Source organism: Providencia sp. JUb39 (assembly GCF_012272845.1).
In the GTDB taxonomy this organism is placed as follows: domain Bacteria; phylum Pseudomonadota; class Gammaproteobacteria; order Enterobacterales; family Enterobacteriaceae; genus Providencia; species Providencia lanzhouensis.
This window is the reverse complement of sequence record NZ_JAAWXD020000001.1, coordinates 1,822,911-1,847,951: the sequence shown is the minus strand read 5'-3', so window position 1 is coordinate 1,847,951 and position 25,041 is coordinate 1,822,911. Positions and strand designations below refer to the sequence as shown.

Below are 25,041 nucleotides of genomic sequence, written 5' to 3'. Positions count from 1 at the left end.
AGTTATTTCCCTAGTGTTTTGCGTAGCTTACCGTTAGTTTGAAAATCTCGCATAATCCTAGCCTCTGCCTTAGCAGCCCCTTCCTCAGCACCTTGCCGAGCAGCCTCCCTTAACGCTGCTTCAAGCGCAGCATCGCCATTACCATGCACATGAATTTCTTGCTGAATTACTGAGCTACCAGCAGGTTTTTCATTAACTGGCATATCAATTTTAGGAAGTTGGGCGCGAACACCTAGTGAGCCGTCCTTGGAGCGAGTTAAAGGCATAATGGCTTCTGGGCCCGCCTCACCCATTAATCCCAACGAAGGCACTCCACCTTTAGCAAATGGGAAAAACGTCGGGGCATCGATAACCTGACCACTATAAGCACTTAGGCCAGGAGTGTTATACATCCCACCTTTAGCATTCGGCACATAACTTTGCCACCCCGTTGACATACCCATAGCGCCAGAACCAGAAGCAGCGGAACTGGCTCCAGACGTACCGCCACCAGCAAGCCCACCAAATAATCCTGTTAAGGCATTAGTGATCATCGCCTGCATAGCAATACGGATTAAATCCTGAATAATGGATTGCGCCAGTGATGCTGAAAGCTCCTGAAGTGTTTCAGAGAAGGATTTGGAACCGGTTAAAATACCTGTTAGTGCATTGCTAGTTCTCTGCTCAACGGTTTCCAATAGGTTCATCTGAATTTTTTGCCAGTTACCCTGAGCACCATACAATTCTTTCGCTGCTTCTAATTGCGCTTCTTTTGAGCGATTAGTTGCTGCAATCATGAGTTCCTGATATCGCTCCTGACTGATTAGATCATTGTTGCGATACGCCTCATACAATGCTTGCTGCTCATTAAGCTGATTCTGCAGCTTAACAACAGGGTCAATTTCACCTGCAAGATCATAACTAGGTAAAGCCTTTTTATTAGCCTCCTCGGTTAATTTTTGCTTGGTATAATCATTGTGCAACTGCAAGCTAGCGGAATAATACTGCTGTTCACTTAATAACTTTGACTGACGAAGCTCATTCAATTCCCCTGCTGCCTCCTTTTCTTTGCGAATAATTGCGGCATAAGGATCATACTTTTCAGCAAGCTCTAGGCGTTTTTGATGGTGATTTTCTGCATTAAGTAAAATCAACCGCTGCATTTCTGATTGACTGACATAGCCTTTTTTGTGAAGGTCAGCTAACTTGTCACTATTTTCCTTCTCACTCGCTTGAATTTTTTGCAAGCTTGAAAAATGTTCGGACTCAATAGACTTTCTGAGCTGCTGATAATCATTAACAGCTTTGGTTTTGTCTTTATCCTTATCAGCACTACCTGTTAATTTTGGCGGAGGAAGCCCTCCAGTCCCTTCTGGTTTTTTATCAAATTTACCACTAGCTAAAGCGTCTCGAGCATTTTTAAGGCTTTCTTCCTTAGCTAGTATATCTTTGTTTATATCCTCCAAATCACCCAGAACCTTTCTTCTGTTTTGAAGGAATTCATCAGGACTATTCCCGAATGAGTTAGCAATCCATTCACCAAAGCCGCCGCTATCTTTTATTGTCTGCATATCAGCAGCTCTAGTTTCAGAATATTTTTGAGCTTCACCGTATAATCGCTTGCGTTCTTTTTCTAGTAGCTGAATATCATCCCCTAAATCATCAAGCTTTATTTCAAGTTTAATTTTTGATAACTGCTGCAGCTGCTCTATTGTTTCCACAACAGAGCCGCGCATACTATCAAGTTTTTCCTTTGCTTCATCTGATTTTTGTGAGAAATAAAATAACGCTCCACCTGCCATCATGGCTGCACCGACAGGTCCGCCTAGTAAGGCTAATGTTCCTCTTGCTGCCCTAGCTGCAAAATTCAAGCGATTTTGTGCTGCAGTTAGTTGATTAACACTTGCTTCTTCTGATTTGTTTAAGGCAATAATTTTCGCGTAGTTAGCCTCTTGCTGCCTTCTTATTGCTGCTCGACGCTCTTCTGTTTTTGCTGCAACAAGCTGAACTCCAAGAGATTGCTGGGTAGAAGCAGCATACGCTTGCTCTGCTCGAATTTTAGCGAGAGTAGTCTCCAGCCCTTTGGCTTGCGCTGCATTCAAAACGTAATTGTTTTTCGCAGTAACGAGCATGTTTTTACCCGCTTCATAAGCACTCAGTGATAAGTTACCCATGTAACGAGATAAACCAATACCACCAATCGCGGCACCTGCTATCGCAAAACTGCTAAAGTTTTCGGTTAAAGTTGCTAACCCTGCCGACATTGACCGAGTGATACCCCAGCTGGCATTTACCTCACCAAAATAAGATTTAGCCGCATTCGTTGCCTTAGTGAAGCCGTCCGCAACTGTATTATCCATGCTATCAGCTAACGCATTATTAGCCTCTTTTGCGTTAATCACTGCGTTAGCAAACAACTGCATTGAGATACCACTTTTAGTGGCCATCAACTTAACATCATTTTCAGTGACTTTTACTCCACCCCGCATGCGTGAAAGCTCTTTAGCAATATCACCCACCACAGAAGGCATAGCATTTAGCACAGAATGCCAGTCGTTACCTTTCAAAGTGCCGGTGACCATGGCGCGATTTAGTGCTGTGAATGCTGATTCCGTTTGTTGTGCGCTCGTGGCGTTTGCCGTGAATGTAGATGATAACGATTCAATATAATCCAGTGTGTGTGCCGTAGAGTAGCCTAACTCTTTCATCGCTGTGGCTGAGCCAACATACAATTCTTGAGTGGTTTCTATTGCCTTACCGTTGCGGTTACTCACCGTTAAAAAACGCTGCTGAAGCTCTTCATAGCGACCAACATCACCTTCAACCGAATTTAACGCCATCTTGATCCGTGCGGACATCTGCCCCCAATCATCTACCGCAGTGATCAGAGTTGATACAGAAAAGAAACCAGCCAGCGCGCCAGACATCATTTTTGCCGTACTGGTGACCGTGGCGAGTTGTTTATTAATATCGGTCAATGCCTGACGCTGAGCACGTAGATCTCGCTCCAGCCGTCGACTATTAGCTCCCATGGTTCGGTAGTATTCATTACCTGTTCGGGAGGCTTTAGCAATTTCAGCTTGATAGCTTGTTGAGTTAGCTGAAATTTTAATAATGAGTTCACGAAGTTTTGACATAAGGATCCCTACAGGTAATGCATTCTACTCAGACAATGAGGTAAAAAAATCTTCTAGCCCTGTCCTGTCGTGCTCTTTCCCCTGCACGCTCTCCGCATCCCACTGTATCAATGTATCGTTCAGGGTAGTTTTTACCCCTTGTGCGTTAAAAATCGCAGCAGTAACCTGCGCAGCATGCACATCTAGGCGTGAATCACCAATGGGATTTATTGAATCAAATGCCCACCAGATCTGTAATTCACTGGCAGGCATGGTACCGATTTCAGAGAGGGTTTTCCCTAGCCGCAATGCTAGGGTGAGCAAGAATTTTAGTGCAGGTTCACGGACTTTTTTTCTGCTTCATTCGTACTGGTAATCAGTTGAAAGGCTTGATTGACCAAACGAGCATGCACAGGACCATAGATTTTCAGCACTTCATCTTTATCTTCTGGCACGAAAACAGGGGCTAAATTTTCTTCAAGTAATACGTTGATTAAGAACTCAACATCCGCTTCAAGGTTGCGCCGCACAACGTCTTCCGTACTGAGTTCTGTTGTATCACCCAGATCGCGATGCTCTTTTAGCCATTTCAACCAAATAGAGACCGATGGTTCACGCAGTACAACATCACAGTCCCACTCAGGAACACGCACTTTTTTAGTCCGGAATGATTGTGAGGCACTAAGAGCTAAATCACGTAAATTAGACTTTTTAGCTTTAGTCATTACTTACCGCCTCCTGTTGATAATGATTGCGTTGCTGGAACCACCACCTTGCCTTTCACTAATGGTGTAGGCTTACCTTTAAGGCGAAGGGTGAAGGATGCACTCACAACACCATTTGTCGATGCTGACCAGCTATTTTGGCGAACTTCAGCAAGGAAGGCGAAACCGGCTCCAGAAGGAAATACAACTTTAAAGGCATGTACCGCGTCACTGTCATAAGCTTGACGTAGCACATCTTGTCCTTCATCAATCGCAAAGTTACCGCCAATAGTGACTTCCGCAGGAGCCGCGAGTCCGTTTATATTTTCCTGCTCCGTTGAGCAAAGCGTAGTGACGTCAATATCCGCTTTTTGCCCCCCAGTGAAACTAACTTCTTTCGTTGTGCAATCAATTGGCAATGAATCTGTTTCGACTGCAGTAATATCTGTTGCCGCCAATTTAGAAACGCTGATTTTTGTACCTTGCGTTTTTTCATGTTTACTTGTCATATCAGTTTCCTATAGACATAAAAAAACCACCCGAAGGTGGTTGATGGAGTTAATGAGGCGTTAATTCCAAACTTGGAATTCTAACGTTTTACGATATAGAGCCGTGTCGGATTCATAATCGGATTTTCGAGAGACATTTGTCGGTGCTAATACCTTTATGGCCATAAATGCCTTATCCCGTAATTCACTGGCCTTATCGGGACTTTTCGCATAAACATCAATTTGAATGTTGGTCATCGTTTCGGCCTGCCCCGCGAACACATCTTCATCAACTTCATAGAATGAAAATATTAACCATGGCGGACTGGTGGCTGGCACATCTTGCGGAACAACGAGCGGAAACACCTTATTAGGCAATACAGGATCTAAGAGTTTGAACAAATCAGCATCAGTCATTTATTGAGCACTCCATCAATAGCTTGATTCAGCTTTTCGATTGCAGCACTGGCAGCTTCATCCGCTTTGCTATCAAACGCAGGTCGAATAAACGGTACCGGTGGCATCTTTGAAGTCCCTTCCTCCAAAAATCGCCAGTAATAGGCATTGCGCGGATCCTTAGCTTTCATCGAATTGTCGCTATTAGTACCCTCCTGATTACTGCCACGAACATAGACGCCAGCTGAGACTTCCCCATCTTTGCGACTACGTTGGCTGCTGGCCATAATATTTCGGGCTAGTTTTCCAGTGCGTTTCGGTGCCTTTGCTCTCACTTCATCACGTAAAACAGCAGCACCCGCATAAGTGGCTTGGCGCAAAACTGTTTTGCTTTCAGCCTTACTAAGTAACTCTAAATCCTTAGAAATATCAAGAAAGCCGCTGAAATCGATATTAAAATTATCCATCAGTCTTAACCCCCTGTTTGCACAGTAATTCAAGCCGGGTATTTTTCACATCAGGAATAACGGACTGAATATCATAGTTGAGCCCGTTAAAAACCATGCGGCACGTTGAATTGATATCACGCCGAAAGCGCATCCAAACACGAACCGTTACCTCTGACATTTCGGCGCCCGATGCAAGAAGCTCGCGCCCTGAGATTGGCTTAACTTCAGCGCGTGTCGTAGCAATATCAACCCACTGATTTTCACGAGCGCCAGAGGGTAATTTAACCAATTCACTACGCTGGAAAGTTACTTTGTGACGCAGTCTCCCCGGATTCATTCTCCCCCCCGCCAATTTCGATGATGAAACAATAAACGCTCCGCCGCTTTGTTTTCATACAACTGGATTTCGCTTTGGCTCGTACGATGCTCAAACATATCACCGAGAACTAATAGTGCCGCCAATTTAACGGGATGAGGGATATCTTCAGGTGCTTTCCATGCGGGTTCATCACACCATTTTAGGCAATAATCCAAAGCACTCTGAGCATAAAATGTAATCTGCTCATCACGATCATTATCATCATATTCAATGTGCTGCTTTAACAGTGAAAGCGGAATAACATCTAAGATATCCATTGAAGTAATACGGGGTAGTTACCCACCCCGACCTTATTATTTAGTTGACTTACCTTCCGCGGCAGCAAAGGAACCTTTGATGATGGCTTGAGGGCGATAATGAGCCAACGCTAAGCGCTCTTCACAAAGAATGGTTAGCATGTTTTTCACAAAGTTATCACGGTCTTCACGGCTCACTTCGATAGTGGCATCCATGCGATCCCATACTTGAGATGCTAAATCGAACGCACCAACCGTAAACTCACCTTGTGCTTGTGCTTTTGTTGGCACAACGGGTAAGCCCCACATCACATTAGAGGTAAATGCCTGAGGACCACCGAAAATATAACGACCTTCCTTGTCTTTCATTAACGCGATGGTGTGCCAGTCGCGAGGGTTTAAAATAATCCCCGATGCACTAAATTCAGACTCTGTTACCTGATAAATAGCATGGGCGATCAAGTCAGCTTGCGTGTCCCCTGTAGCATTTAGCGTAGTATCGTACGCTGTGGCGACTTGGTTAACGCCTGTCAGGTTATCCGCTGAACCATCACCATTAAGCAGTTGATTTTCTTCAACTAGCGCTAAGCCATATAACAAACGAGTATTCAAGTAAGACTGAAGCTGCGCCGCATCGTCCATAACTTGGCGTGACGCCTGAATCCAGTGCGCGATAGTGATCACGTTAGTGGTTTGTTTTTCGAAAGTCAGGTCAGATTCAGGCTTTTGAGCCTTTTCTTTTACGGGTGCTGCGCTATTGGTAAACAGCTTTTCACGCACATATTCCAGAGAATTACTGGAAATGCAACCTTGCGCTAATAAATCACGAACAACTAAACGGCGCATGCCCGGCATAACAATACCCGGCACTTGCATTGGCTGAATTAATGCACCTGCCGAGCCCGCATCACTACCCAGTGACTTATTGAATGTTTTAACTTCATAGGCTCCCGCGCTACCATTCCATGACTTAATGAGCTCTTCTGATGCACGCTCAGAAAAGTCTTTTTTAGCATTTGGATCATCCGCGCCCGCTGCGCCTTTCTGCTCTAAATCAAACAGGCGTTCCCCCGCTTTTTTCAGTTCGTTTTGAACCGTGGTTAAATCGCTCTGTAACTGCTTTGAAATGGTGCCTGTTTCTTCAATTTGCTTCTTCTGCTCATCAAATAACTCTTTGACTTTAGCTTGTGACTCTTCGATGGCTTTTTGAATTTGGGTTAAATCAGACATAATTTATCCTTTCAGATTAAATGAATTAATTTGGTTAATAATGGAATCTACTTGAGATTTTTGAGTGCCATCGGACTCACTCCGAATAGCTGATTTGAAGCGAGAGATAAAACCAAGCGCCTCTGATTTTGATAGACCCACTGACTCTCTCAGCCAATCTTCAACATCACGAATAGTGGACAGGCCATCAACGCTTTTTAGTGACGAGACTTGTGCCTGTTCATTAGCAGGAAAAGTACAAATACTGATTTCCCGTAGCATGGAAATGTTTTTAAAAATACGACCGGAGGAAGTCACATCGAAATCCTCACGAACGCAGCCAAAACCGACTGACATACCTTCTACAGTACCGTGTTTCATAGCGGCTTTTAGATCTTGGGCGCCACTATGACCAGGAGTAAGTTGACCTCGAACAAGTAGACCTTTTGAGTCTTCCTCCATGTGATCCCATTTGCCGACAGGCAGTTCCCATGCGCGATGGTTATAAAACATGGCGACTTTGCGTTTTTGGTTTGCTAGCACACTTTTGAATGCACCAGGCAAAATAATGTCGCCGTCTGAATCAGTATTACTGAACACTGAAGCATACCCTTCAAAAATACCTTGCGTACCATCGCCAGAGAATTTGATCTCCGCTTCATCAAAAGCGAGTGTTTTTCTGATATCGGACATTGCGCCCCCATAAATAATTAAGCCCCACTTTCGTGAGGCTCTTTGCTAAGTTGATTAATTGGTACATATTGCGCTTGTCGGTATGCAACATTGCCCCCTTCAAGAGGTGGGTAGTTATCAAGTCGCCGCATTTCATTGATAGTACGTAGCCCTGATTCACCCATCGCTTTCATAAATGCTGCGCGGGAAGCGGAGTCACCTCGCAGCAATCCATCTAAATTATGTTCAGCATGATATTTACCAACATCACCGGGCTTTAAAAGCCATCGCGCTATACAGTTTTCCCATCGGGAGATATATGGTTGCAATGTATATTGAAGAAAACCTAAGTTTTGTTGTTCAATCCCCGTCCCCCAGCTTGTTGATTTTTCAACATCACCAACCAAATGAGGAGGAACGCCAAAAAATCGAGCAAGTTCACTAACCTGAAACTTACGAGAAGCCATAGTTTCAGCATCTTGAGGGCTCACACCAATATCGTCTGCCTTGAAGCCGCCCTCCAATATCCACAGCCGCTTTTTAACTGGCCCACCAGCTATTTCTTTGAAGTTTTCTTCAACCTGTGCTCGCTGCTCTTTACTTAACACTTTATCGCCAGTAGTGAGTATTTTTGGAGACTTAGCGCCATTCGCATAAAACTCACGCTGCTGATCTTCCATTGCCACGGCAGTTCCTGCCGTTTTACATGCATGTGCAATTGGAGATAATCCCACTAACCCATTGAAACCAAATCCTTTTAAATGGAATATTTCAGAGTGTTTAAACTTCGCAAACTCCTTATCTCTTTGATATTTATAAATAAGGTTTTTTCCTTCCATTCTCACATCCATATTTGCTGAAAGGAGTGGAAGCAAGCTGATCACATCACCGGAGCGATTACGTTCAGCCAAAGCATAAGAATTGCCATAAAAACAAAGTTGCATGGTCATTGCTTCTCTGAATTCTTGAGCTGTCATATATTGGTTTGGTGAATAACGAAGTAAACGCGCTAATGGATTACTTAAATCTACTTTAGCTCTATTGCCTACCTGATCTGTTTCAAAAACATCGAGTGGCAGGCAAGCCGTTAATGTTGATATCAAACTGACACAGCGCCAAACTGTCGATATTTGCAGTATACGTTCATCGGTTATCAATGAGTCACCCAGCGTTCCTTGAGCCGAAACGGGACCCGTTTGCGAACCCTGATCGGGAGTGACAAGTCTCCCTCCAACAAAGAAGGAAGCCAGACGTGCAAACCAACTATTGTTAGTGCGCAAATCGATTGAATATTGTTTATCTGTCATCACATACTCAGTGGATTAGAGAAAAAATCATCAAGGTTGCCATTATCATCAACCTCACCCTCGGAAGCACCAATTGCCATTGCGGAAGCCACAACACCATCGATACGTCCCGTACTCTTCCTTTTCGCAAATATGCGGTTTTCCTTTTGATCTGCTTCCGTTACGGCTGATGCCGCGTTCCACCGCAAACAGGGGTTTGCATGAATAACGATGACCTGGTCATCAATTAACCCTTCAAACAGTTCGATTGAGTGTGGCATCCACAAGCCTGAATCTTTTGCCTTGTAATAACCTTGCCCATGAGGAACCAAAGGAACGGTAACTGCAGCCTCATCTAATTTAGGCTCTAAGTATTTGATTCTGTATTGGTCAAATGCAATGGTGAGCAGATTCACGTGTGTTGTTATTTCAGCAATACGCTCAGCAACAAACTCATATTTAACTGCATTACCAGGAGGGGTATGAATGAAGCCTTTTCTAGCCCACGCATCATAAGGAACGCGGTCAGTTTTAGCCCTATCCATTAAAGTGTCTTTCGGTGTCCAGAATTCGACATACAGATGTTTGAGCCGAGGAAAATAAAGCGCTAACGCGGTTAAATCTCGTGTCCCTGATAAGTCAAGTCCGCCATAGCATTCCTCGCCTTGCAAGTCCTCTAATGTGAATTCTTTCTCACAACTCATCCACGTATCACCATTGATCCACGGATTATCTGCATCCACCCACTGGCAGAAATTAAGACGGCGGACAATGCTTTCTTTAGCTGGCATACCTTGAGCTTGAGTCACTTGCTCCCGTAAATAACGGTCAGTGAAGGTATAGCCTAAAGAGGGATTAGCTTTTCCCCAGCACGATTCATCCTTAAAAGGATCGTCACCCTCATCAAGCGAACAGATATAAGAAAAGAAACTGTCATCTTCAACTGAGCCTTCAGCGACTTTTCGACCGTATTCATGGTAATCGTAGCACACGCTGGTTTTATCATGTCCACTGTTGGTGATCATGAATATCAGTGCTTGTCGTCGCCCTTTAGTGCCGGCTCGCATCATTTCAACGACATTGTTATTTTTGTGCTCATGAATCTCATCAATGAGCGCACAGTGAGGACGAGGTCCCGACTGTCCATCATCAGCACTAATTGGTCTAAAAAACGACCCAGCCTTTAAAAAAGCGAGGTTCCATTCTTTTCCTGCACCGCCAGACTTCATGACCCGCTGGCTGAGTGCCGGTGATTGGTCAACCATTGCAACCGCATCACGAAATAAAATCATTGCCTGATCTTTTTTGGTAGCTGCTGCATAAACTTCAGCGCGAGGCTCTCCGTCTGCAACTAAGCAGTAGAGACCAACGCCTGCTGATAACGGTGACTTGCCAGACCCTTTTCCCGATTCGACATACACCATGCGAAAACGGCGGGTGCCATCTTCCATTTTCCAACCGAAAATTGAGCCAATAACGAAACATTGCCACGGCAATAAAATAAATGGCTTACCCTCATGCTCACCACCATTGAGCTTCAACACTTTGGCAAAAAAGTCTATGGCACGCTGAACAGCCTCAACGTCCCAAACTAAACCTCGCTGCTTAGCTTCATTCAGATCTCTTAAGTGTCTTGCGCATGAGTTTCGGATATCAGGACCAGCAAGAATTTTCCCCTCGTTGACGTCCTGTGCATATTGCGTTGCAGGATCAACCGAAGAACGCGTTGAGCGGGTCTTCCTCTTCTTCTCCACCATCGATTTTCACCTTTGAGCGAGCAGCCGGAGTCAAACCGAACTCGACTAAATAACTTTTGAAGCGACGATCCGCATCCCCCAGCATTGCGACTGCGGGGTGTGCTTTAATCAGAAAATCACCCAATTGGGTTTTCGTTGTGTAAGTGCGACCTTCAATCGCTATCGTGTCGCGCAGCTGAAGAATATCAGCGTAGATATCGCAAAGCCTTTCCAAAGCCAAAGAATCAGCAATGGTTAAAACCCCCATGCCATCAAGTAACAAGGTTAATTTTGCCCACGCTATTTTTCCCCAGTCGGTTAAGTGTTCTGGTGGGCTAGGAATTTCGCGTCGGGGTTTAGGCTCTTTGTCATTGAGTTTTCGTTTACCCGGATTACCAGTAACCACTTTTAGGTGGGTCGGTTTCGGGCGCCTTCCTGCCATCGGAACCTCCCAGAAAAAAACTTTTCATTTCGCGGTTGTGCACGTTAATGACTACGGTCGGTAATTTAAAGGAAAGGTTTTGAACTTTTACCCCACCCCCAACCATACCGCTAAGACTTCAAATGGATGTCTGGTGCATCTGTGACCATTGATTCAAGCCACGCAAACTCGACATCAATTGAATTGTTAGCACCTAATGGAGTGCTGTTAATACTTAACTGACGTTGAGCTGATAGCATCTGACCATCAACTGTTAGACAGTAACCAATCCACTTACCATTCTTGAACAGCTTGGATAACTTCACTTGCTTTGTTTCAGTCATTTTATTTATTCCAATGTGAATTAGGATCAAGTGGTATACCATCCTCACTACAACCAACGACGACACCGCTCTTCTCCATGCGTTGCTTGGTTGAGTTATGATGAGGCTCACATAAGCTTTGAAAGTTCTTTCTATCCCAAAAGAGCTTTTGGGCTTTCGCTATCCATTCGGTATCACCGGATGTGAGCGCATCTCGTAGTCGATGCGGGGTGATGTGGTCAACAACTGTCGCCGCCGTGATGCGCCCTTGCTCTTTGCACATGACACATAGTGGATTCTCGTTGAGAAAGCTAAGCCTAACCTTCGCCCATCTGCCGCCGTAAACATTGGGTCTCTTCATATCAAGCAAAGCCTGAACTGTTACGCATGGCATCAATAGAAACCTGTCGAAACTTATCAGCTATAGCAGCGTTAGCATCATTAAACACTCGTGTTAGCTCTTCCATTTGCTTTTGATTCTTTTGGGTATTATCTGCTAATCGCTTCAATCCCTGATTTAATAACTCCAATTTAAAAGCCATAGCAGCATCAGAGTCTGCTTTACCAATGTATCCTTCTGAACCAAGCAATACCGAGCCATCACGCATATATGTCATATCACCCACTCGACACATAATTTTTGATAACTCGCGACTCGCCGCTTTACAGACAGCGTCATGTACTACTGCTTTATCAATGAAGACGTCATTAACAAACACCTTAGCTTGGGTTATTGCAGTTGTTATGCCTGTGAATTCGGCGTTGCCACTGGCAACATCAATCTTAAACTCTGCCTTATTCTTTAGGCCTACATCAACCATTAACCCTGCAATGCGCTTCAGTTGTGCTTCTAGCTTATCCAACTCAGTAGTATCGACTGATACCTTGATACTTAACTCAGTGACTTCTTTTTTATCTGACATGACTTTCTCCACAAATGAAAAAGCCACCCATGATTAGCTGGTGGCTTTTTCATAAATCTTAAACACTTTTAAATGGAATGCTTATTTTAGATATTTGTTCAAAAACTCTATTTGATGGATAATTACATTATCAAAACATTTCCCTTCATACACATCATAGTGACTTGCATCATCCTCAACATATAATAATTTATCATCACTACCTACGGCATTATATAGTTCTATACCTTGCTCTGGTGGATTCACTATATCTTTGCCCGCAACGACAATCATTACAGGTAAATTAATATTTCTTGCACTTTCATAAGGCTTGTAGAGCATCATTTCTTGTACGGTAAGGAACGGGATCTTGATATCCATTAACGGATACTTATCCTTATTAGCATCAAAAAATGCCTTTGATTCACAGTCACTTAACACCTTAGTAATAGGAACAAACATTTCCTTACCTGTGTTTTCACGCTTTTCAACCATTTTATTTAGTGTTGAGCAAAAAGATCTCTTGTCTTCTTGAGTCATATTGCCCGTCACAACCTTTTCTCCATCGGCAAAGCTTAGCTGGCTAATGATACATTTCAATTCAGGTCGTTTAACTGCCGCTCCAAAAACATGCCCGCCCCCTAAAGAGGTTCCCCATAACGCAATTTTAGTATTATCAATACTCGGCAATGACTTAGCCCAATCAATCACATTAACAATGTTATCAATTTGTAGTGCTGGTACTAAACGACCTCGTTCGCCATCACTAACACCAAAACCAAGATAATCAAATGTTATTACAGAAAATCCAGCCGCTAAAAAAGCATCTGCAAATGCAGGTAGTAATATTTCTTGTATCCCACCAAATCCATGACACAAAATCACAACAGGAGAATTCCCCTGAAGATTTTCAGTCCTAAGTGTCGCAGAAATACCATTCGTAAGTTTATCTACCTTTATTTCCCTCATTTATCTAGCCTTATCAAGTGATAAATAAAAGTGAATAGTAGCACCTCTTGACAAAATAAATAAACACAAGTCTTAATTTAGGTGAAATTTTCAGGGCAAAATATCACACACTGCCGTTTGCGATTAAAAAATAATCTATAATAGTTAAGCTTTTAGCTTACCCCTTCTTGATTATTATTCATTTGTTTGATTTTCCCAGTAGAATGTAAAACATATATAAACCCAACAAATGCAACTCAATAAATAGCATTTGTAGAATTAAATAAAATTATGTCTCTCCATTAGTCACCCAGCTTCTTATCCAATAGCTGACGTTCTACCGCATGAATCTATCCTCATTCGGATTCGTTGTTTTTGATTCTCAACATACACTATCTGCTTAGAGACCGCGGGTCACAGTTAACGTACAAGACTGCGGCAACACAGCGCCTCGCTCACAATTATTCTAGTTGCAGAACGCCATGATCTTCAGAGCCTGAATAAGCAATCAGACCTTCATAAATAATGTCGTCACCATCACAGATAGCTCCTACTTCAATTGTGTAAGACGTCCATCCCTCTTCTTGTGAAAATTCATGTAGTGATTTGATTTGCTCCGGTGTCAATTCAATTTTACTCATTTAATTGACTCTCCGATTTGGATTAAGAAATAAAGAGTGATATTATTTCGCCGCTGGTCAAGGATGACTGGTCCTACAATAATTATGAGTTTCTCTTGAATACTCCCCTTTTAATAGAAGGGGATTTTTTTATCGCTTCAGAATACATTCATCCAACTCTTCACGAAATTTTTCTGGTTTATCGAAGCCCTGTGTTGCTGTGGTATTTCTCCATTGCGTAGATTTATTGAACTAAATTGCTAATTTAAAATTACTTACTATGCTTTATATGGATATCATATTAAGTGTTAACGCTGTTCTTTTTAGCCCAAATCTCTGTGGGCTATTTTTTTGCCTATTAAAAAGCACCGCATTTAACGAGGCTCATATTTGTAATATCTGCTTGAGATTACTACCTTTTTAAGGTTGTGGTCATTTACGATTAACGTATAGTGACGCTCATTCATAAGTAGTTATTCTCATTTAGCCCCGATCTATGGGGCATTTCTTTGTTGTTCAATTTCCCGTATTGCTTTCTTGTCCAAGTTGCACTTTGCTATTGAGTTCATCGCATCTACTAGCAGTTGCGGCATATCACCCCAAACAAAATTCTCAGGAATATCAGGCTGAGAACAATCAGCGGTTAATTGTGCTGGTATCGGTGGAGACTGAACGGGAATCAATACCTCTTTTGTACTTCCGCAACTCACTAACAACATCGCCAGGCACAGCAGTATTAGCGCACTCATTGTCTTTGAGCACTGTTTTGATAACAGTCTTAACTGTGACATGTTCTGAGTCCTCTAATTGCTTTGCTTTGACGTTGGCTTGTGAAATTCGGTCAAATATAGAGAGCGTCCGATACACATTAAATACAATGCGGTTACTCTCTATAATCTTTTGGTCTTTCTGGTCGCTTAACTGCTTCTCATGGGATAGTGCTGATAGAATCCAAATGGAGAAAAACAAAAATGCAGCAAGCCAACCAGTGAGCGGATGCGTGAGTATTTTTAGTTGCTGCCCCATCGTGCTTTATATCCTCTCACATCGATATGCGTGAATGTCTTATAGCGACCAATGCCGTAGCTATCAGGAAACTGAGATTCCAAATAATCAGCAACTTCTTTCGGCGTGACACCATTGACTTTAATGTCTGCCGCTGTTCCTAAAAGATGTTGTGATTTAGGTGCACCGCCAACATTTTTATTATGATTAACACAACGACGACCACTGACAATTATCACTGGCTTATCAAAGTGCAAACGAACGCCTTCAAGAATTTCAACCAACTTGGGTTCTACTTGATTTGCTCCGCACCCGTCTTTACATGCGAATTCTTTACTATCGAAATGTTCACTTAATTTCATTTCTTCACCATAAAAGTAAAAGGCAACTTAACTAGCCGCCAGATTGATTTGATTCGGGTCACTAATTTACTAATGACAACAATGGACATGATGTTGCCACCTGCTGAGAAAATAACGATGAAGAGAGCACCATCAAACACAACGTCAGACGGAGCCGATATCCGCTTACCCATTACCGTCTCATATATCTGGTAAATCCAGCAGATGAATAAAATCGTTCCAACTATTGAATCTCTTCGCTTCTCATAGCGACAAAAGAAAACTATCAACGCTGACGCCATCATTAAGCCAACATCAGCTGCATCCCAAGGATTCAAATACATCCAATCAATTAGCTGATTAATGCGAGCAAGGAAGGTTTCCATTAGTTACCTCCTTTGTTGCGCCAGTCCTTTATGGCTTGAGTAATGCTACTGAAGTTCCTATCAATAGATGCGCCTACACGACCAAATAACTTTTTAAGGTTATCTTTGTTGGCACCTAAAACCAGAATAGGAATTAGTAAAGCAGAAACGATAATCGCCGTTATCTTCGGGCTTATATCCTTCTGCCAGAACTCTTGCACCATCTCAGAGAATGGATGAGCTAATAGCGCCCCAGACCCTAAAGCCAAAAAGAAGTGGATGACCTTTTGAAGGTTATTATCCTTAGATGCAATAACAGAAGCAGATGCCCCAATAATCGCACCAAGTATCACGCCATAATCAGCACCCAATAGGACACCGCCCATAGCGCCACCGCCCGCAGCACTAACGGCTACTCCTGTCAGGGTACTTGGCATATATAACACCTGTGTTTTAGTTAATAGATAGCCGCGCACAATCTCTATGCGTCAATTAAGTGTGTGTGATTAGAATTCTGTGGCGGCGTATACGAAAAAAGCCGCACTAGGCGACTTATTTTTGGTAGGTACTGATGCAGCATGTGCACATCTTCACTTGGCTATAGCCAGAATTTTTAGCACCTTGAATTGCCTGTAAGCCATTCGCAAAATTACCAAGATATAGGCGATTTGAAGACACCGGCATATTTTTACATCCCACTTTATGTATTAGCATCCCCCCTTGCGGCTCAATCATCGTATTAATGTAATAGTTCATAGATCACCCCATTATATTTTACGAGGGAGTGATTATACACAACGATTATAATTAGCACCTAACCAAAATCACATTTTTACACTCAGCTTAAGTTAAATTAGCAATACAACATAATAACCAATGTTCCAGTATTGCTTGCCCATGGTCTTGGTAGTCTTAAGCTATTTTGCTACACCGACTCGTGGTTAACTTTTTTTGCCAATAAAAAAACCGCCATTGCTGACAGGGCTGCACTGCTAAGTTATGGTCTTTACCCGGTATGAACATGTCCAAAAAATACAGTGCATTTATATTATGCGATCAAATATTTTAGTTTCAAGGGCTCGTTAGAACGTAGCTACACCAATGTGAATCTACGCATCTAAAGTGATCCGCCATCGAGGGTTCGAACCCCGACTCTTAGTTTTGCTAATACTAAATACTCTTCCAGTTGAGTTAATGGCGGAATGGAATCACCTAAGCCAATGTAATATTGCAAAAACAGCAATAAGAAGAAGGGCAACGATAATTATATTTTGCGTCACTGTCAGTACACGCTGGTAAATAATCGACCACTTCATAGGTAACTCCCTGGGTGCTTACTCACCCTTTGATACCACATCTATTTTTTAGGTAAAAACTTGCGATTGCAAGGCTTGCTGTTTATAGCAATGAGGTATGTTGTCTTAAGCACCATAACACACATATAAAAAGGGCGTACGATTAATTGCAAATAAAAAACCCCGCATAGCGAGGTCTTGAATTGGTTTAATGTGACTAGGTATAGAATATCCATTATTAGAAGATAATAAGCCAGTTTCGGTCAAAATGCAACTTTTACCACCAGCTTAATTAAACTACTTTATAACTTTATTAAAAGCCATTTCAGCTATCCCTTCCTCTAGAACACATTTGCTAATTAGTTTTTCATAAAATGGCTTCCAGTTTCTACGCCATGTTCTTTCGTTAAGGTCAGGTACCAAGTGCTTTATTGCATTATACGCCATAGATGAAGGTACTCGCCTGAAACCTTTGCCCGCACAGCGGGGGCAATCTTTAAATACGGGAACGCCCTGCTGCTTAGTCTGAATCTCATCTAATACCTTGCCTCTCCCTTTGCAGCGACAACGGTGTGTTAGTTGCCCCTTACCATTACATGACTCACAGATTACTTTTTCAGTTTCCACGACATCGCGTTCTGTGTTGGTATAACGCTTGGGCTGGCTCCTTGAAAATGATGGAAAAATAGCCTCCCTCGTTGAGTACTTTGTTGTGATGACTTTTTTATCAATCATCCCTTTACCACTACACGCTGAACACTGGCAAACCGAACCCGCTGACCGAGCATAATCTTCAAATGCCATCTTGGCCAGAATAATTAAACAGTAACCCAGTTTTTTACCCGCAGCTTTGCGAACTAGTTTAGGTGCTACTTTAAGTGCATATTGAGTTAGCGCCTCTACCGTAGAAAACTTATCTTCTTCGCTGACATCATTTTTAGCCAGAAAAGCCGTCATGCCAAACTTAGCCTGTGATTCAGTCATCCCCATAGCAGCCATGATATCTGTTCCTGTTATTCGATCAGGAGATGTGCAACCTGCTACATTGCCGAATGTAGGTGACTTAGGGTGAAAGTTTTTAAGTGCATTTTCGAGTTTCATTAAGCCGCCTCTCTCTGTTTCCGAATAAAAATACGTTCTCTTGCTTCACAGCCCTGGGTCAATAAATCATTAAAGTCACCAAGATCAGGGTATCTCACGCTCACCTTCTCGATATCATTATTTGATAACAGGTTTTTATTTGCGCAAGTGTAAGCCGCCGCCTCACCCGTTGCGCTCCAATCGTTATCAGCAAAAATAATCAAGTGCTTAACGCCTTTGGGTGCAACAAATTTCTCCATGAATCCAGCGTTCATTGCAGCCCATGTGTTGACGCCATAAATTTGTTTACACGACAAGGCAGTTTCTATTCCCTCTGCAATACCCAAGGTTGAGCTCACAGGAAACATACGAATGGCGACAGATTTTGCATATTGGAGATAGCTTTTTCCCTGCAGTGAATCCATTTTTTTATCGGGTGTCACATTGGCTTTTTTATCACCCTGCAGGTACGTTCGGTGCACATAACACAACTGCCCTCTTGCGTCGGTTGCAAGTGCCCACATAGCCTGAAACTTACCTGAATAGCCGTGTATCGGCTGATTGGCGCAAAATCTGACTTGATCCATGGGGAGAATGAAAATTCCACGATTTTGTAAATACTTTGCAGCAGATGTGTCTTTTAAATTTGGCATTCGAGAATAGGCATTGACAAATCGGGTCCGATTATCCTCAGTGCTATCAACCTTGGCTGGATAATTCACATCTTTTTCACGCACAATGCCTAAGATGCTATCCAGTTCATCAGCTAGCGTTTTAAAGCTCTTGCCTGTGACCCGCTCAAGTAACTGTATGCCGCTACCTGATCCACAGGTACAAATCCATGTCCCTCTTCCATCCCTGTCGTCAATGCGAAATTTCCCCTTTCGACCGCACAATGGGCACTCTCCCGGGTAATGCTTGTTCCCAGTGATCGGCGGTAACTCGTAATAAGAGAGGATCTTTTCCCAATGCCCTTTTGCGGCTTCAATTGTATTCACAATAGTGCTCCTTGCTGTGGTGTGTTACTCAATTGAGTTTTAATGTTGGTAATGTGTTGTTGGGCTCTCTTTCTGCCTTTTGCCCACTTAATCTGCTTGTGTTTAATGTAATTACTGACCTCAGGGGTGATTTCTTGCGGGGCGTCATGTAGCCCATAGGGTTTTTCACCAAACTTTTCAATGAAGGTGTGATAAGCCCAACCGGCATTGATTGGTCTACCTTCGTTTGCTCTGAGCACTTGGTAATATTTAAGTTGGGAATAGAAACTTTGCTTTTCTTGCTGGGTATAAACTTTTTCAGTCTTACCTAATTTTTTGATGTTGCGTGTCGTATCGACTTCTACGTCTTCCCCGGCGAGTGGCTTAAATCCACATTTAGGGCAAACGTAAACACCTGCTGGCTTCATGTAGTGGCAGGAGGTACATTCTTTCGGTTTCTTCTCACGTTTTTCTTGCTCGCGAAAACTATTAACCTCTTTCATACCGTCATTTTTGCTCGGCAATTCGTCATATTCGATATCATCAGGAAAGCCCAAACGATGGACCGTACCGGAATGATCTAGAATGATTGCTTTATCTTTGCCTTTTGCTGGACGCAAGGCGCGCCCAATTGCTTGCAACCAGCGAATTTCTGATTTGGTGGGTCGTGCGTAAATGATGCACCTAACGTCACTATCAAAACCCGCAACAAGTACGCCCACATTAACCAAAATCTTAGTGGCGCCTTGCTCGAATCGATGGATCATCACCTGCCTTTCATCATGTGGCGTATTAGCAGTCATCACCTCAGCATTCACCCCAGCACGGTTAAATTCCATCGTGACGTAATTAGCATGACTGACATTGACGCAAAAACAAATGGTGGGCAGGTTTTCACCCAGTTTTAGCCAGCTGCTTACCACGTCACCCACTAAATCAGCCCCGCACATAATGGCGGCAATTTCTTCCTCTTTGTAATCGCTGCCATATTCCATGCTGCTGACGGACTTCACCCCGGTTAAGTCAGGTTTAGTCGGTGCATAAAACTCATAACTACTGAGGTCGCCACGCTGGATCAACTCTTTGATTGTGGTTGGCTTGATTAGACTCTGATAGTACTTACCGAGAAAGGGAGAAAACGGTGTACCAGAGAGCCCCACAACTTTACAGTTGGTTTCACTGGTCAGGCGTTCTATTTCCACTAAGAGTTTTTTACGTCTTAAATGAGCTTCATCGATAATCAGCAGATCAATATCTTGCGGGAAATCACGACGAATGAGCGTGTCCGCTGAGGCAATTTGTATTTTTTTACTTGCGTCTTGTTTTTCGTGGTCTCTCCAGATGTAGGCTATTTCATTCTCAGGCAAACCATACTCAATAAATTTTTGAGCGGTCTGCTCAATCAATACCGTATAGGGGCATACCATCATTATTTTCTTTCTATGAGAGAGGTAACCGTTTGTCAAAAACGCCGCTAACCCTGTTTTTCCTGCCCCTGTGGGAGCGTAAACCATGAAAGAGTTATGTTGTTTCCACTCACTACGTAGCATGCTGAGCCCGCGCTCTTGAGCAAAATTAGGTGTGATTGTTAACATGATTTCACCTCACTATTTCATTTTTCAGTCTGTTGTGTCAGAATCAGACCTAGACCATTTCTTCTCAGATTTTGTCTACGGCAGGAGTTTGTTCATTTCGTATCCCCAAATACAGCGCTACAAACTCTTGCCACCCTTCCGGCTTAACTCAGCCTTCCATTCACGAATAATTCTCTTGGTATCTTGCTTGTGCTCAGGTGCTGGCATATCCGCGTATGATTTCGAGTAGTCAATGTTTTTGTAGTACGGGTTGCGGATAACAGGCATAACGATCCCCACCGCACGAGCAACATCTTCATCAGTCGGAACGCGGTCTAAGTATTTTTTGAAATCTAACGTTCCTGTTTCAGCAAAATGATCGGTGATTTTTTTCAACTGCTTCACGGCGCGGAAAACCGTTCTAACTTCATCATTGTTCGCTGAGGGCATTGGTTCCCCGTCGAAAGTTTCACCGTCGATGTACAGTGGAATGCTGTCAATGAATGCGCCACGATTGATGAACTTGTTAACTTCAGTGGTGGTGATAACCGGGTAAGCTTTGACGAGGTTGAATAGTGTCACCGAAACATACTCGTCTCTCAGTGAACTTTTACCTTTGCTGTTACGAACGGCGGCAATCAGAGCATCTTGATGTTCACGACTCAATAAATCGTAATCGCCTACCACAATGTAGTGAGTGCTCAAATCGTCAAGGTGTATCGGTTTTGCGTGACTATTGTGCGGTTTGTGTTCTTTGCGCTCTGGTGCATTGGCGCGCATTAACGCCTCTGCTTCATCGTTGCTCATCCCAGTTTTTACTAAATCCGAAATGATGCGAGCAGGTTTCCATTCGCTCTGAGCAAGGTGCTTTTTGATGATCCATTCTGCTTTCTTATCCATGATAACTATTCTCATTTAGTCGAAAAAAATAGGGGGGTACATATTTACTCTGTTTTCCCACTCACCCTGTTTTTGTCTGTTTTTTTCTGAAATTCACTTTTGATAATCATTCGCTATTGTGTTTTTTGATTACCCATCGTGATCACCTCACCCACCGATCCCATTCCAAGGACATGCCCCAATTCGGTGATTCCTGTGAGCACCTACCCTGAAGAAACATCAAATTTGGGCTTGGCTCTTGGCTGGGCGATCCGACACTAACAACGGCGCTGAGGTATAACCTTGCATTGCCTTCGAATAACGTCTCACGTACAGCCTTAGCCTTGAGTTCGCTTCATGTCTCGCTTTGTTAACCTTGCGATATGAAACAGGCTCTAATTCCCAATGCTCCTGATACACTTCTGAATAAGCCACCAGCGCCCTATTTCTCGCACTCGGTGACAGTTGCAATAACATTTCCTGAATCCACTTAGTGTCATCAGGAAAGTAATGCTTAGGCATTGGTATGTTGTGTGTCTGGTGCATAAAAATCACTGTTAGGCTTGTTAGGGAAAGGCTTAACCTCTTCTGCGCCGACGACTTCGCCATCAACTCTAATGACGAAAATTTTTCGATTAGTTTTTATGGCCTTATTAATCGCGCTTTGCTGAATACCAAACAAATCAGCAACTTTTTTTTGCCCCAGCGTTGAAACTAATACTGACAATTCAATTTTTTCCATGAACGTCCCTCCTTAGAGGATTATCACCGCTAATAATAAAATAATCAACACCTGCGGTGATTGTTTTTATCTCCAGAGGTGATATTATTGCCACATGAAAAAGAAACCGTTGACTGATGAACAGAAAGCAGATGCCATTCGCCTAAAATCTATTTTTGAATCTAAGAAAAAAGATCTGGGGCTTTCGCAAGAAATTCTTGGTGAAATGCTTGGAATGGGACAAAGCGGAGTTGCTCAATTGTTAAATGGTGTAAATGCCATTAATCATGAGCATGCAGCTAAGTTTGCTAAAATATTGGACGTCCCCGTTGAGGACATAAGCCCATTTTTAGCTAAAGAAATTCGGGAGGTTTATCAATCCGTCTTATCAAACTCAGAACAGATTATTAATACTTACGAATACCCTTTGCTTTCAAAGGTACAAGCGGGTTCATTCACTGAAAATGAACATTCCTACACCAAAAAAGATGCTGTTGCATGGATTCCTACAGCTAGAAAAGCAAGCGACAGCGCATTCTGGTTAGAGGTTGAAGGTCACTCAATGACAGCGCCACAAGGTGGACGCCCTAGCTTCCCTGAAGGGATGCTGATACTTGTTGATCCTGAAGAGCCTGTTGATGCGGGGGACTTCTGTATCGCTAGAATGAATGGTGATGAGTTCACATTTAAACGATTAATTCGAGATGCGGGGCGACCATATCTTGAACCACTGAACCCTAGATATGAACTAATACCTTGTGGAGTTGACTGCCATATTATTGGCAAAGTAGTTAAGTCTCAGTGGCCTGACGACACGTTTTAACTCCCCAACACATCAAATCCCCAAGCCCGAGCGATAAATACGCCGGGCTTTTTTACTTTTTATCCCTTTCAAAATCAAACATATAACCTTTGGTGATAAAATAATATCACCTGCGGTGTTGACTTATTTATCACTAGTGGTAATACTAAAAGCACGTCATAATTTTAAGGTTTAAAAAATGCCGAATATACATTATTCACCAAATTTAACTTTAGTTAAACCTGATATCCGTACAGGTCTGTTTAAGTTCTGCTTCTTTGCTATAAAGCGTAGTGATCCACAAGCCAAAGGCGAACGCAAAGAGGTTTATGCAACGGATTTGAAATCAGCAAAATTACAACTTGTTCGTGATTATGTTTTATCACTGGCATCACAAATACCAGCAGGAGCCGTGACATGTCACACGAAATTAAATTAAGTGTCGCCGCAAAAAAAAGTGCCCAATTGAATGCGGTCTTGTTCCAACTCAACAGTCAATTTGCAGGTGATCCAATTATGGATAGTTTAATTGAATTAGCTTATGAACTATCAAACCCTGTAGCAGGTTGGTTAATTGAAGAAAATGCACAACGAGATAATGGACATGAATAAATTAATAACGACTGATACCAGTCAGCTTATAGACACAATGCATCGTGTTAAAGCTTTTCTGGTTGCAGCACAATTTCTAAATAGGGATTCAGGAGAACGTCACATTGCTAATGAGTTAATTTGTCAGGCTGAGGATGAAATAGAAAGGTGTTTGGGGGGGGGGGGGCGATGCTTAATATTGATAAGTTTAATGCAGTTCAAGATGAAATTAATTTGCTTATTGAAGGTGTGAGAAAAACGAACTTTAAAACTAAGCGAGAGCGATGATTAATTGAAATAAGCACCTTACTTAATCACATTAAACTAAATATTTTATCCAATAATGAAATTATTGATGTGGAAAACTTACATTACTGGCTTCACGGTGTTCAAGTTATTGTATCTCTCGAAGTCTGTGATATTGAAACAGGAAAGTAAGAAATGACAAGTAACATTGAATTAAGAAACTCTGCAAACACAAAACTAACTTATGCCAGAGCAATTATAAATACTATTTTAAACTCAGCCATCTTAGACAATGAAGATATAGAAAACACTTTAGAAGCAGCTTTGAAGTTAATCGAAAAGGCAAATGACAATGTAGCTCAGATAAATATCGAGGTTCCAAATGCATAATTTAATGTTACCCCCTGTTGAGGGCAATAATTCTAATTTACATAAAACCGCATTATGCGCTCAAAGGTATACCAGAGAATTAAAATTAGAAATGCAGCCGTTGTTAAATAAGCTATTCACAACCTACCCTAAAGAGGCGGGTAGATTTATTGGGTTACTTAATGAAATTGATTTAATGACCAGCGCGACCCTAGCAGGAATAGAGCACGCAATTAAAACGGATTAATTATGAATAATGCAACTTATAACGTTATTGCTTTGTGCAAGATTCAAAACAAGCCACTACCAAAATATATTAACATCCCAGAAGATTACGCTGGTGATTTAAATTGGGAATGTAACATTTATAAACTAGTCGGTGAAAACTATCATTTAGTGGATTCATTTTTTAAATATGAGAAAGCCTCAAGTGAAGCAAAAAAAATTATGGGAATATCCCCAGCAATTAAACAAAGTGTCTTGTCACTTTTAAGGAAATAAAATCATGGTTAAAGCAATTGAATTAGCAACAGGATTTGAGATTCAGGTTGTCGAGCGTCCTGTGTATATTATTAATGGCGCCAAACGTGCATATCTCAGTGAGCGTGCAGCTCTCAATAAATTATCTAGCATCCTAACAGAACGTGAGTTCCGTGAAGAAGGTATTGAAACAAACTATGAAGATGAACATATTACCCTTGAAAACGGTACTATTGCACACAAACGAGGTGAGCCAACAGAACATTTCATGGAGCGTAAAGAATCTAAATATACTGAGTTGAACGAAAAGCTAAAAAAAGAACGTGAAATTAAACGCCTTGAAATGGAATACGAAAAAGCAAAAGATAAATGCAAAGATGCAGATATCGTAGCTAATGAAGTATATAAAAAATTAATGGCTGCTCAATACTTATAATTAAACAACCAAATTA

37 protein-coding genes and 1 tRNA gene are annotated in these 25,041 nt (G+C 42.3%); 7 read left to right on the top strand and 31 right to left on the bottom strand.

Annotated elements, in window-relative coordinates; genetic code table 11:
* Window positions 1-2: 2 nt before the first annotated feature.
* From HFU86_RS08480 to HFU86_RS08335, 31 genes are all read right to left on the bottom strand, one after another.
* Complete coding sequence (locus HFU86_RS08480) at window positions 3-3,116, bottom strand: tape measure protein (protein WP_132495104.1); 3,114 nt, start codon at window positions 3,114-3,116, stop codon at window positions 3-5.
* Window positions 3,117-3,140: 24 nt separating this feature from the next.
* Window positions 3,141-3,368 carry a phage tail assembly protein T gene (locus HFU86_RS08475; protein ID WP_132495168.1) on the bottom strand — a complete coding sequence of 76 codons (228 nt, stop codon included), beginning with the start codon at window positions 3,366-3,368 and terminating at the stop codon, window positions 3,141-3,143.
* A 56-nt stretch (window positions 3,369-3,424) separates the two neighbouring features.
* Entirely contained in the window at window positions 3,425-3,820 is a 396-nt protein-coding gene (locus tag HFU86_RS08470; RefSeq protein WP_132495102.1) for a phage tail assembly chaperone, read from the bottom strand.
* On the bottom strand, window positions 3,820-4,308 hold the full coding sequence (locus HFU86_RS08465; RefSeq protein WP_132495100.1) for a phage tail tube protein: 489 nt from the start codon (window positions 4,306-4,308) through the stop codon (window positions 3,820-3,822). Before HFU86_RS08465 ends, HFU86_RS08470 begins: the two co-directional genes overlap by 1 nt.
* 60 nt (window positions 4,309-4,368) lie before the next feature.
* Window positions 4,369-4,704, bottom strand: coding sequence for a tail completion protein gp17 (gene gp17 / locus HFU86_RS08460; RefSeq protein WP_132495098.1), 336 nt, complete (start codon window positions 4,702-4,704; stop codon window positions 4,369-4,371).
* Window positions 4,701-5,150, bottom strand: coding sequence for an HK97-gp10 family putative phage morphogenesis protein (locus HFU86_RS08455; RefSeq protein WP_132495096.1), 450 nt, complete (start codon window positions 5,148-5,150; stop codon window positions 4,701-4,703). The genes gp17 and HFU86_RS08455 overlap by 4 nt, the downstream gene beginning before the upstream one ends.
* Window positions 5,143-5,469, bottom strand: a complete 327-nt coding sequence (locus HFU86_RS08450; RefSeq protein WP_132495094.1) for a phage head closure protein — start codon at window positions 5,467-5,469, stop codon at window positions 5,143-5,145. Before HFU86_RS08450 ends, HFU86_RS08455 begins: the two co-directional genes overlap by 8 nt.
* Window positions 5,466-5,768, bottom strand: a complete 303-nt coding sequence (locus tag HFU86_RS08445; RefSeq protein ID WP_115164392.1) for a head-tail connector protein — start codon at window positions 5,766-5,768, stop codon at window positions 5,466-5,468. Before HFU86_RS08445 ends, HFU86_RS08450 begins: the two co-directional genes overlap by 4 nt.
* Window positions 5,769-5,804: 36 nt before the next feature.
* A complete protein-coding gene (locus HFU86_RS08440; protein WP_132495092.1) occupies window positions 5,805-6,977 on the bottom strand; it encodes a phage major capsid protein in 1,173 nt (390 codons plus the stop codon).
* 3 nt (window positions 6,978-6,980) lie between these two features.
* Window positions 6,981-7,649 (bottom strand): HK97 family phage prohead protease, encoded by a 669-nt coding sequence (locus HFU86_RS08435; protein ID WP_115164394.1) that lies wholly within the window; start codon window positions 7,647-7,649, stop codon window positions 6,981-6,983.
* A 17-nt stretch (window positions 7,650-7,666) separates the two neighbouring features.
* On the bottom strand, window positions 7,667-8,935 hold the full coding sequence (locus HFU86_RS08430) for a phage portal protein (protein ID WP_132495090.1): 1,269 nt from the start codon (window positions 8,933-8,935) through the stop codon (window positions 7,667-7,669).
* A complete protein-coding gene (locus tag HFU86_RS08425; protein WP_132495088.1) occupies window positions 8,935-10,671 on the bottom strand; it encodes a terminase large subunit in 1,737 nt (578 codons plus the stop codon). The genes HFU86_RS08430 and HFU86_RS08425 overlap by 1 nt, the downstream gene beginning before the upstream one ends.
* A complete protein-coding gene (locus HFU86_RS08420; protein WP_115164397.1) occupies window positions 10,625-11,092 on the bottom strand; it encodes a phage terminase small subunit P27 family in 468 nt (155 codons plus the stop codon). Before HFU86_RS08420 ends, HFU86_RS08425 begins: the two co-directional genes overlap by 47 nt.
* Before the next feature lie 110 nt (window positions 11,093-11,202).
* Window positions 11,203-11,415, bottom strand: a complete 213-nt coding sequence (locus tag HFU86_RS08415) for a hypothetical protein (RefSeq protein ID WP_132495086.1) — start codon at window positions 11,413-11,415, stop codon at window positions 11,203-11,205.
* 1 nt (window position 11,416) lies between these two features.
* Entirely contained in the window at window positions 11,417-11,755 is a 339-nt protein-coding gene (locus tag HFU86_RS08410) for an HNH endonuclease signature motif containing protein (RefSeq protein WP_132495084.1), read from the bottom strand.
* Between the two features lies 1 nt (window position 11,756).
* Entirely contained in the window at window positions 11,757-12,317 is a 561-nt protein-coding gene (locus HFU86_RS08405; protein ID WP_132495082.1) for a hypothetical protein, read from the bottom strand.
* A gap of 81 nt (window positions 12,318-12,398) precedes the next feature.
* Entirely contained in the window at window positions 12,399-13,265 is an 867-nt protein-coding gene (uilS, locus tag HFU86_RS08400; protein WP_132495080.1) for a UilS family quorum-quenching N-acyl-homoserine lactonase, read from the bottom strand.
* Window positions 13,266-13,705: 440 nt separating this feature from the next.
* Complete coding sequence (locus tag HFU86_RS08395) at window positions 13,706-13,885, bottom strand: hypothetical protein (RefSeq protein WP_132495078.1); 180 nt, start codon at window positions 13,883-13,885, stop codon at window positions 13,706-13,708.
* Between the two features lie 473 nt (window positions 13,886-14,358).
* A complete protein-coding gene (gene lysC / locus HFU86_RS20300; protein ID WP_442959162.1) occupies window positions 14,359-14,583 on the bottom strand; it encodes an Rz1-like lysis system protein LysC in 225 nt (74 codons plus the stop codon).
* Window positions 14,501-14,890, bottom strand: coding sequence for a hypothetical protein (locus tag HFU86_RS20110; protein WP_255425958.1), 390 nt, complete (start codon window positions 14,888-14,890; stop codon window positions 14,501-14,503). The genes lysC and HFU86_RS20110 overlap by 83 nt, the downstream gene beginning before the upstream one ends.
* Window positions 14,875-15,231, bottom strand: a complete 357-nt coding sequence (locus HFU86_RS08385; RefSeq protein WP_132495076.1) for a D-Ala-D-Ala carboxypeptidase family metallohydrolase — start codon at window positions 15,229-15,231, stop codon at window positions 14,875-14,877. Before HFU86_RS08385 ends, HFU86_RS20110 begins: the two co-directional genes overlap by 16 nt.
* A complete protein-coding gene (locus HFU86_RS08380; RefSeq protein WP_132495074.1) occupies window positions 15,228-15,596 on the bottom strand; it encodes a hypothetical protein in 369 nt (122 codons plus the stop codon). The genes HFU86_RS08385 and HFU86_RS08380 overlap by 4 nt, the downstream gene beginning before the upstream one ends.
* Window positions 15,596-16,012, bottom strand: a complete 417-nt coding sequence (locus tag HFU86_RS08375; protein ID WP_132495072.1) for a putative holin — start codon at window positions 16,010-16,012, stop codon at window positions 15,596-15,598. The genes HFU86_RS08380 and HFU86_RS08375 overlap by 1 nt, the downstream gene beginning before the upstream one ends.
* Window positions 16,013-16,127: 115 nt before the next feature.
* Window positions 16,128-16,331, bottom strand: coding sequence for a hypothetical protein (locus tag HFU86_RS08370; RefSeq protein WP_132495070.1), 204 nt, complete (start codon window positions 16,329-16,331; stop codon window positions 16,128-16,130).
* 370 nt (window positions 16,332-16,701) lie between these two features.
* Window positions 16,702-16,776, bottom strand: a tRNA-OTHER gene (locus HFU86_RS08365).
* A 391-nt stretch (window positions 16,777-17,167) separates the two neighbouring features.
* Window positions 17,168-17,971, bottom strand: a complete 804-nt coding sequence (locus HFU86_RS08360; RefSeq protein WP_132495068.1) for an antitermination protein Q — start codon at window positions 17,969-17,971, stop codon at window positions 17,168-17,170.
* Entirely contained in the window at window positions 17,971-18,948 is a 978-nt protein-coding gene (locus HFU86_RS08355) for a DUF7146 domain-containing protein (RefSeq protein ID WP_132495066.1), read from the bottom strand. The genes HFU86_RS08360 and HFU86_RS08355 overlap by 1 nt, the downstream gene beginning before the upstream one ends.
* On the bottom strand, window positions 18,945-20,522 hold the full coding sequence (locus HFU86_RS08350; protein WP_132495064.1) for a DEAD/DEAH box helicase: 1,578 nt from the start codon (window positions 20,520-20,522) through the stop codon (window positions 18,945-18,947). Before HFU86_RS08350 ends, HFU86_RS08355 begins: the two co-directional genes overlap by 4 nt.
* A gap of 117 nt (window positions 20,523-20,639) precedes the next feature.
* Window positions 20,640-21,401, bottom strand: coding sequence for a hypothetical protein (locus HFU86_RS08345; RefSeq protein ID WP_132495062.1), 762 nt, complete (start codon window positions 21,399-21,401; stop codon window positions 20,640-20,642).
* A 219-nt stretch (window positions 21,402-21,620) separates the two neighbouring features.
* Complete coding sequence (locus HFU86_RS08340) at window positions 21,621-21,857, bottom strand: hypothetical protein (RefSeq protein ID WP_255425957.1); 237 nt, start codon at window positions 21,855-21,857, stop codon at window positions 21,621-21,623.
* A 37-nt stretch (window positions 21,858-21,894) separates the two neighbouring features.
* Window positions 21,895-22,122 (bottom strand): Cro/CI family transcriptional regulator, encoded by a 228-nt coding sequence (locus HFU86_RS08335; RefSeq protein WP_132495060.1) that lies wholly within the window; start codon window positions 22,120-22,122, stop codon window positions 21,895-21,897.
* 94 nt (window positions 22,123-22,216) lie between these two features.
* On the opposite strand from HFU86_RS08335, the gene HFU86_RS08330 reads away from it, so the two are divergent.
* The 7 genes from HFU86_RS08330 (at window position 22,217) to HFU86_RS08300 (ending at window position 25,025) form a co-directional block, all read left to right on the top strand.
* Window positions 22,217-22,924: a LexA family protein gene (locus tag HFU86_RS08330; protein ID WP_132495058.1), complete on the top strand. Its 708-nt coding sequence runs from the start codon at window positions 22,217-22,219 to the stop codon at window positions 22,922-22,924.
* A 178-nt stretch (window positions 22,925-23,102) separates the two neighbouring features.
* Window positions 23,103-23,342, top strand: coding sequence for a host cell division inhibitor Icd-like protein (locus tag HFU86_RS08325; RefSeq protein WP_132495056.1), 240 nt, complete (start codon window positions 23,103-23,105; stop codon window positions 23,340-23,342).
* Entirely contained in the window at window positions 23,321-23,515 is a 195-nt protein-coding gene (locus HFU86_RS08320; protein WP_132495054.1) for a hypothetical protein, read from the top strand. The genes HFU86_RS08325 and HFU86_RS08320 overlap by 22 nt, the downstream gene beginning before the upstream one ends.
* A gap of 420 nt (window positions 23,516-23,935) precedes the next feature.
* Window positions 23,936-24,130 carry a hypothetical protein gene (locus HFU86_RS08315; RefSeq protein ID WP_132495050.1) on the top strand — a complete coding sequence of 65 codons (195 nt, stop codon included), beginning with the start codon at window positions 23,936-23,938 and terminating at the stop codon, window positions 24,128-24,130.
* Entirely contained in the window at window positions 24,123-24,356 is a 234-nt protein-coding gene (locus HFU86_RS08310) for a hypothetical protein (RefSeq protein WP_132495048.1), read from the top strand. Before HFU86_RS08315 ends, HFU86_RS08310 begins: the two co-directional genes overlap by 8 nt.
* A gap of 2 nt (window positions 24,357-24,358) precedes the next feature.
* Complete coding sequence (locus HFU86_RS08305) at window positions 24,359-24,610, top strand: hypothetical protein (protein ID WP_132495046.1); 252 nt, start codon at window positions 24,359-24,361, stop codon at window positions 24,608-24,610.
* Between the two features lie 4 nt (window positions 24,611-24,614).
* Entirely contained in the window at window positions 24,615-25,025 is a 411-nt protein-coding gene (locus tag HFU86_RS08300; protein ID WP_132495044.1) for a hypothetical protein, read from the top strand.
* The last annotated feature ends 16 nt before the right edge of the window (window positions 25,026-25,041 follow it).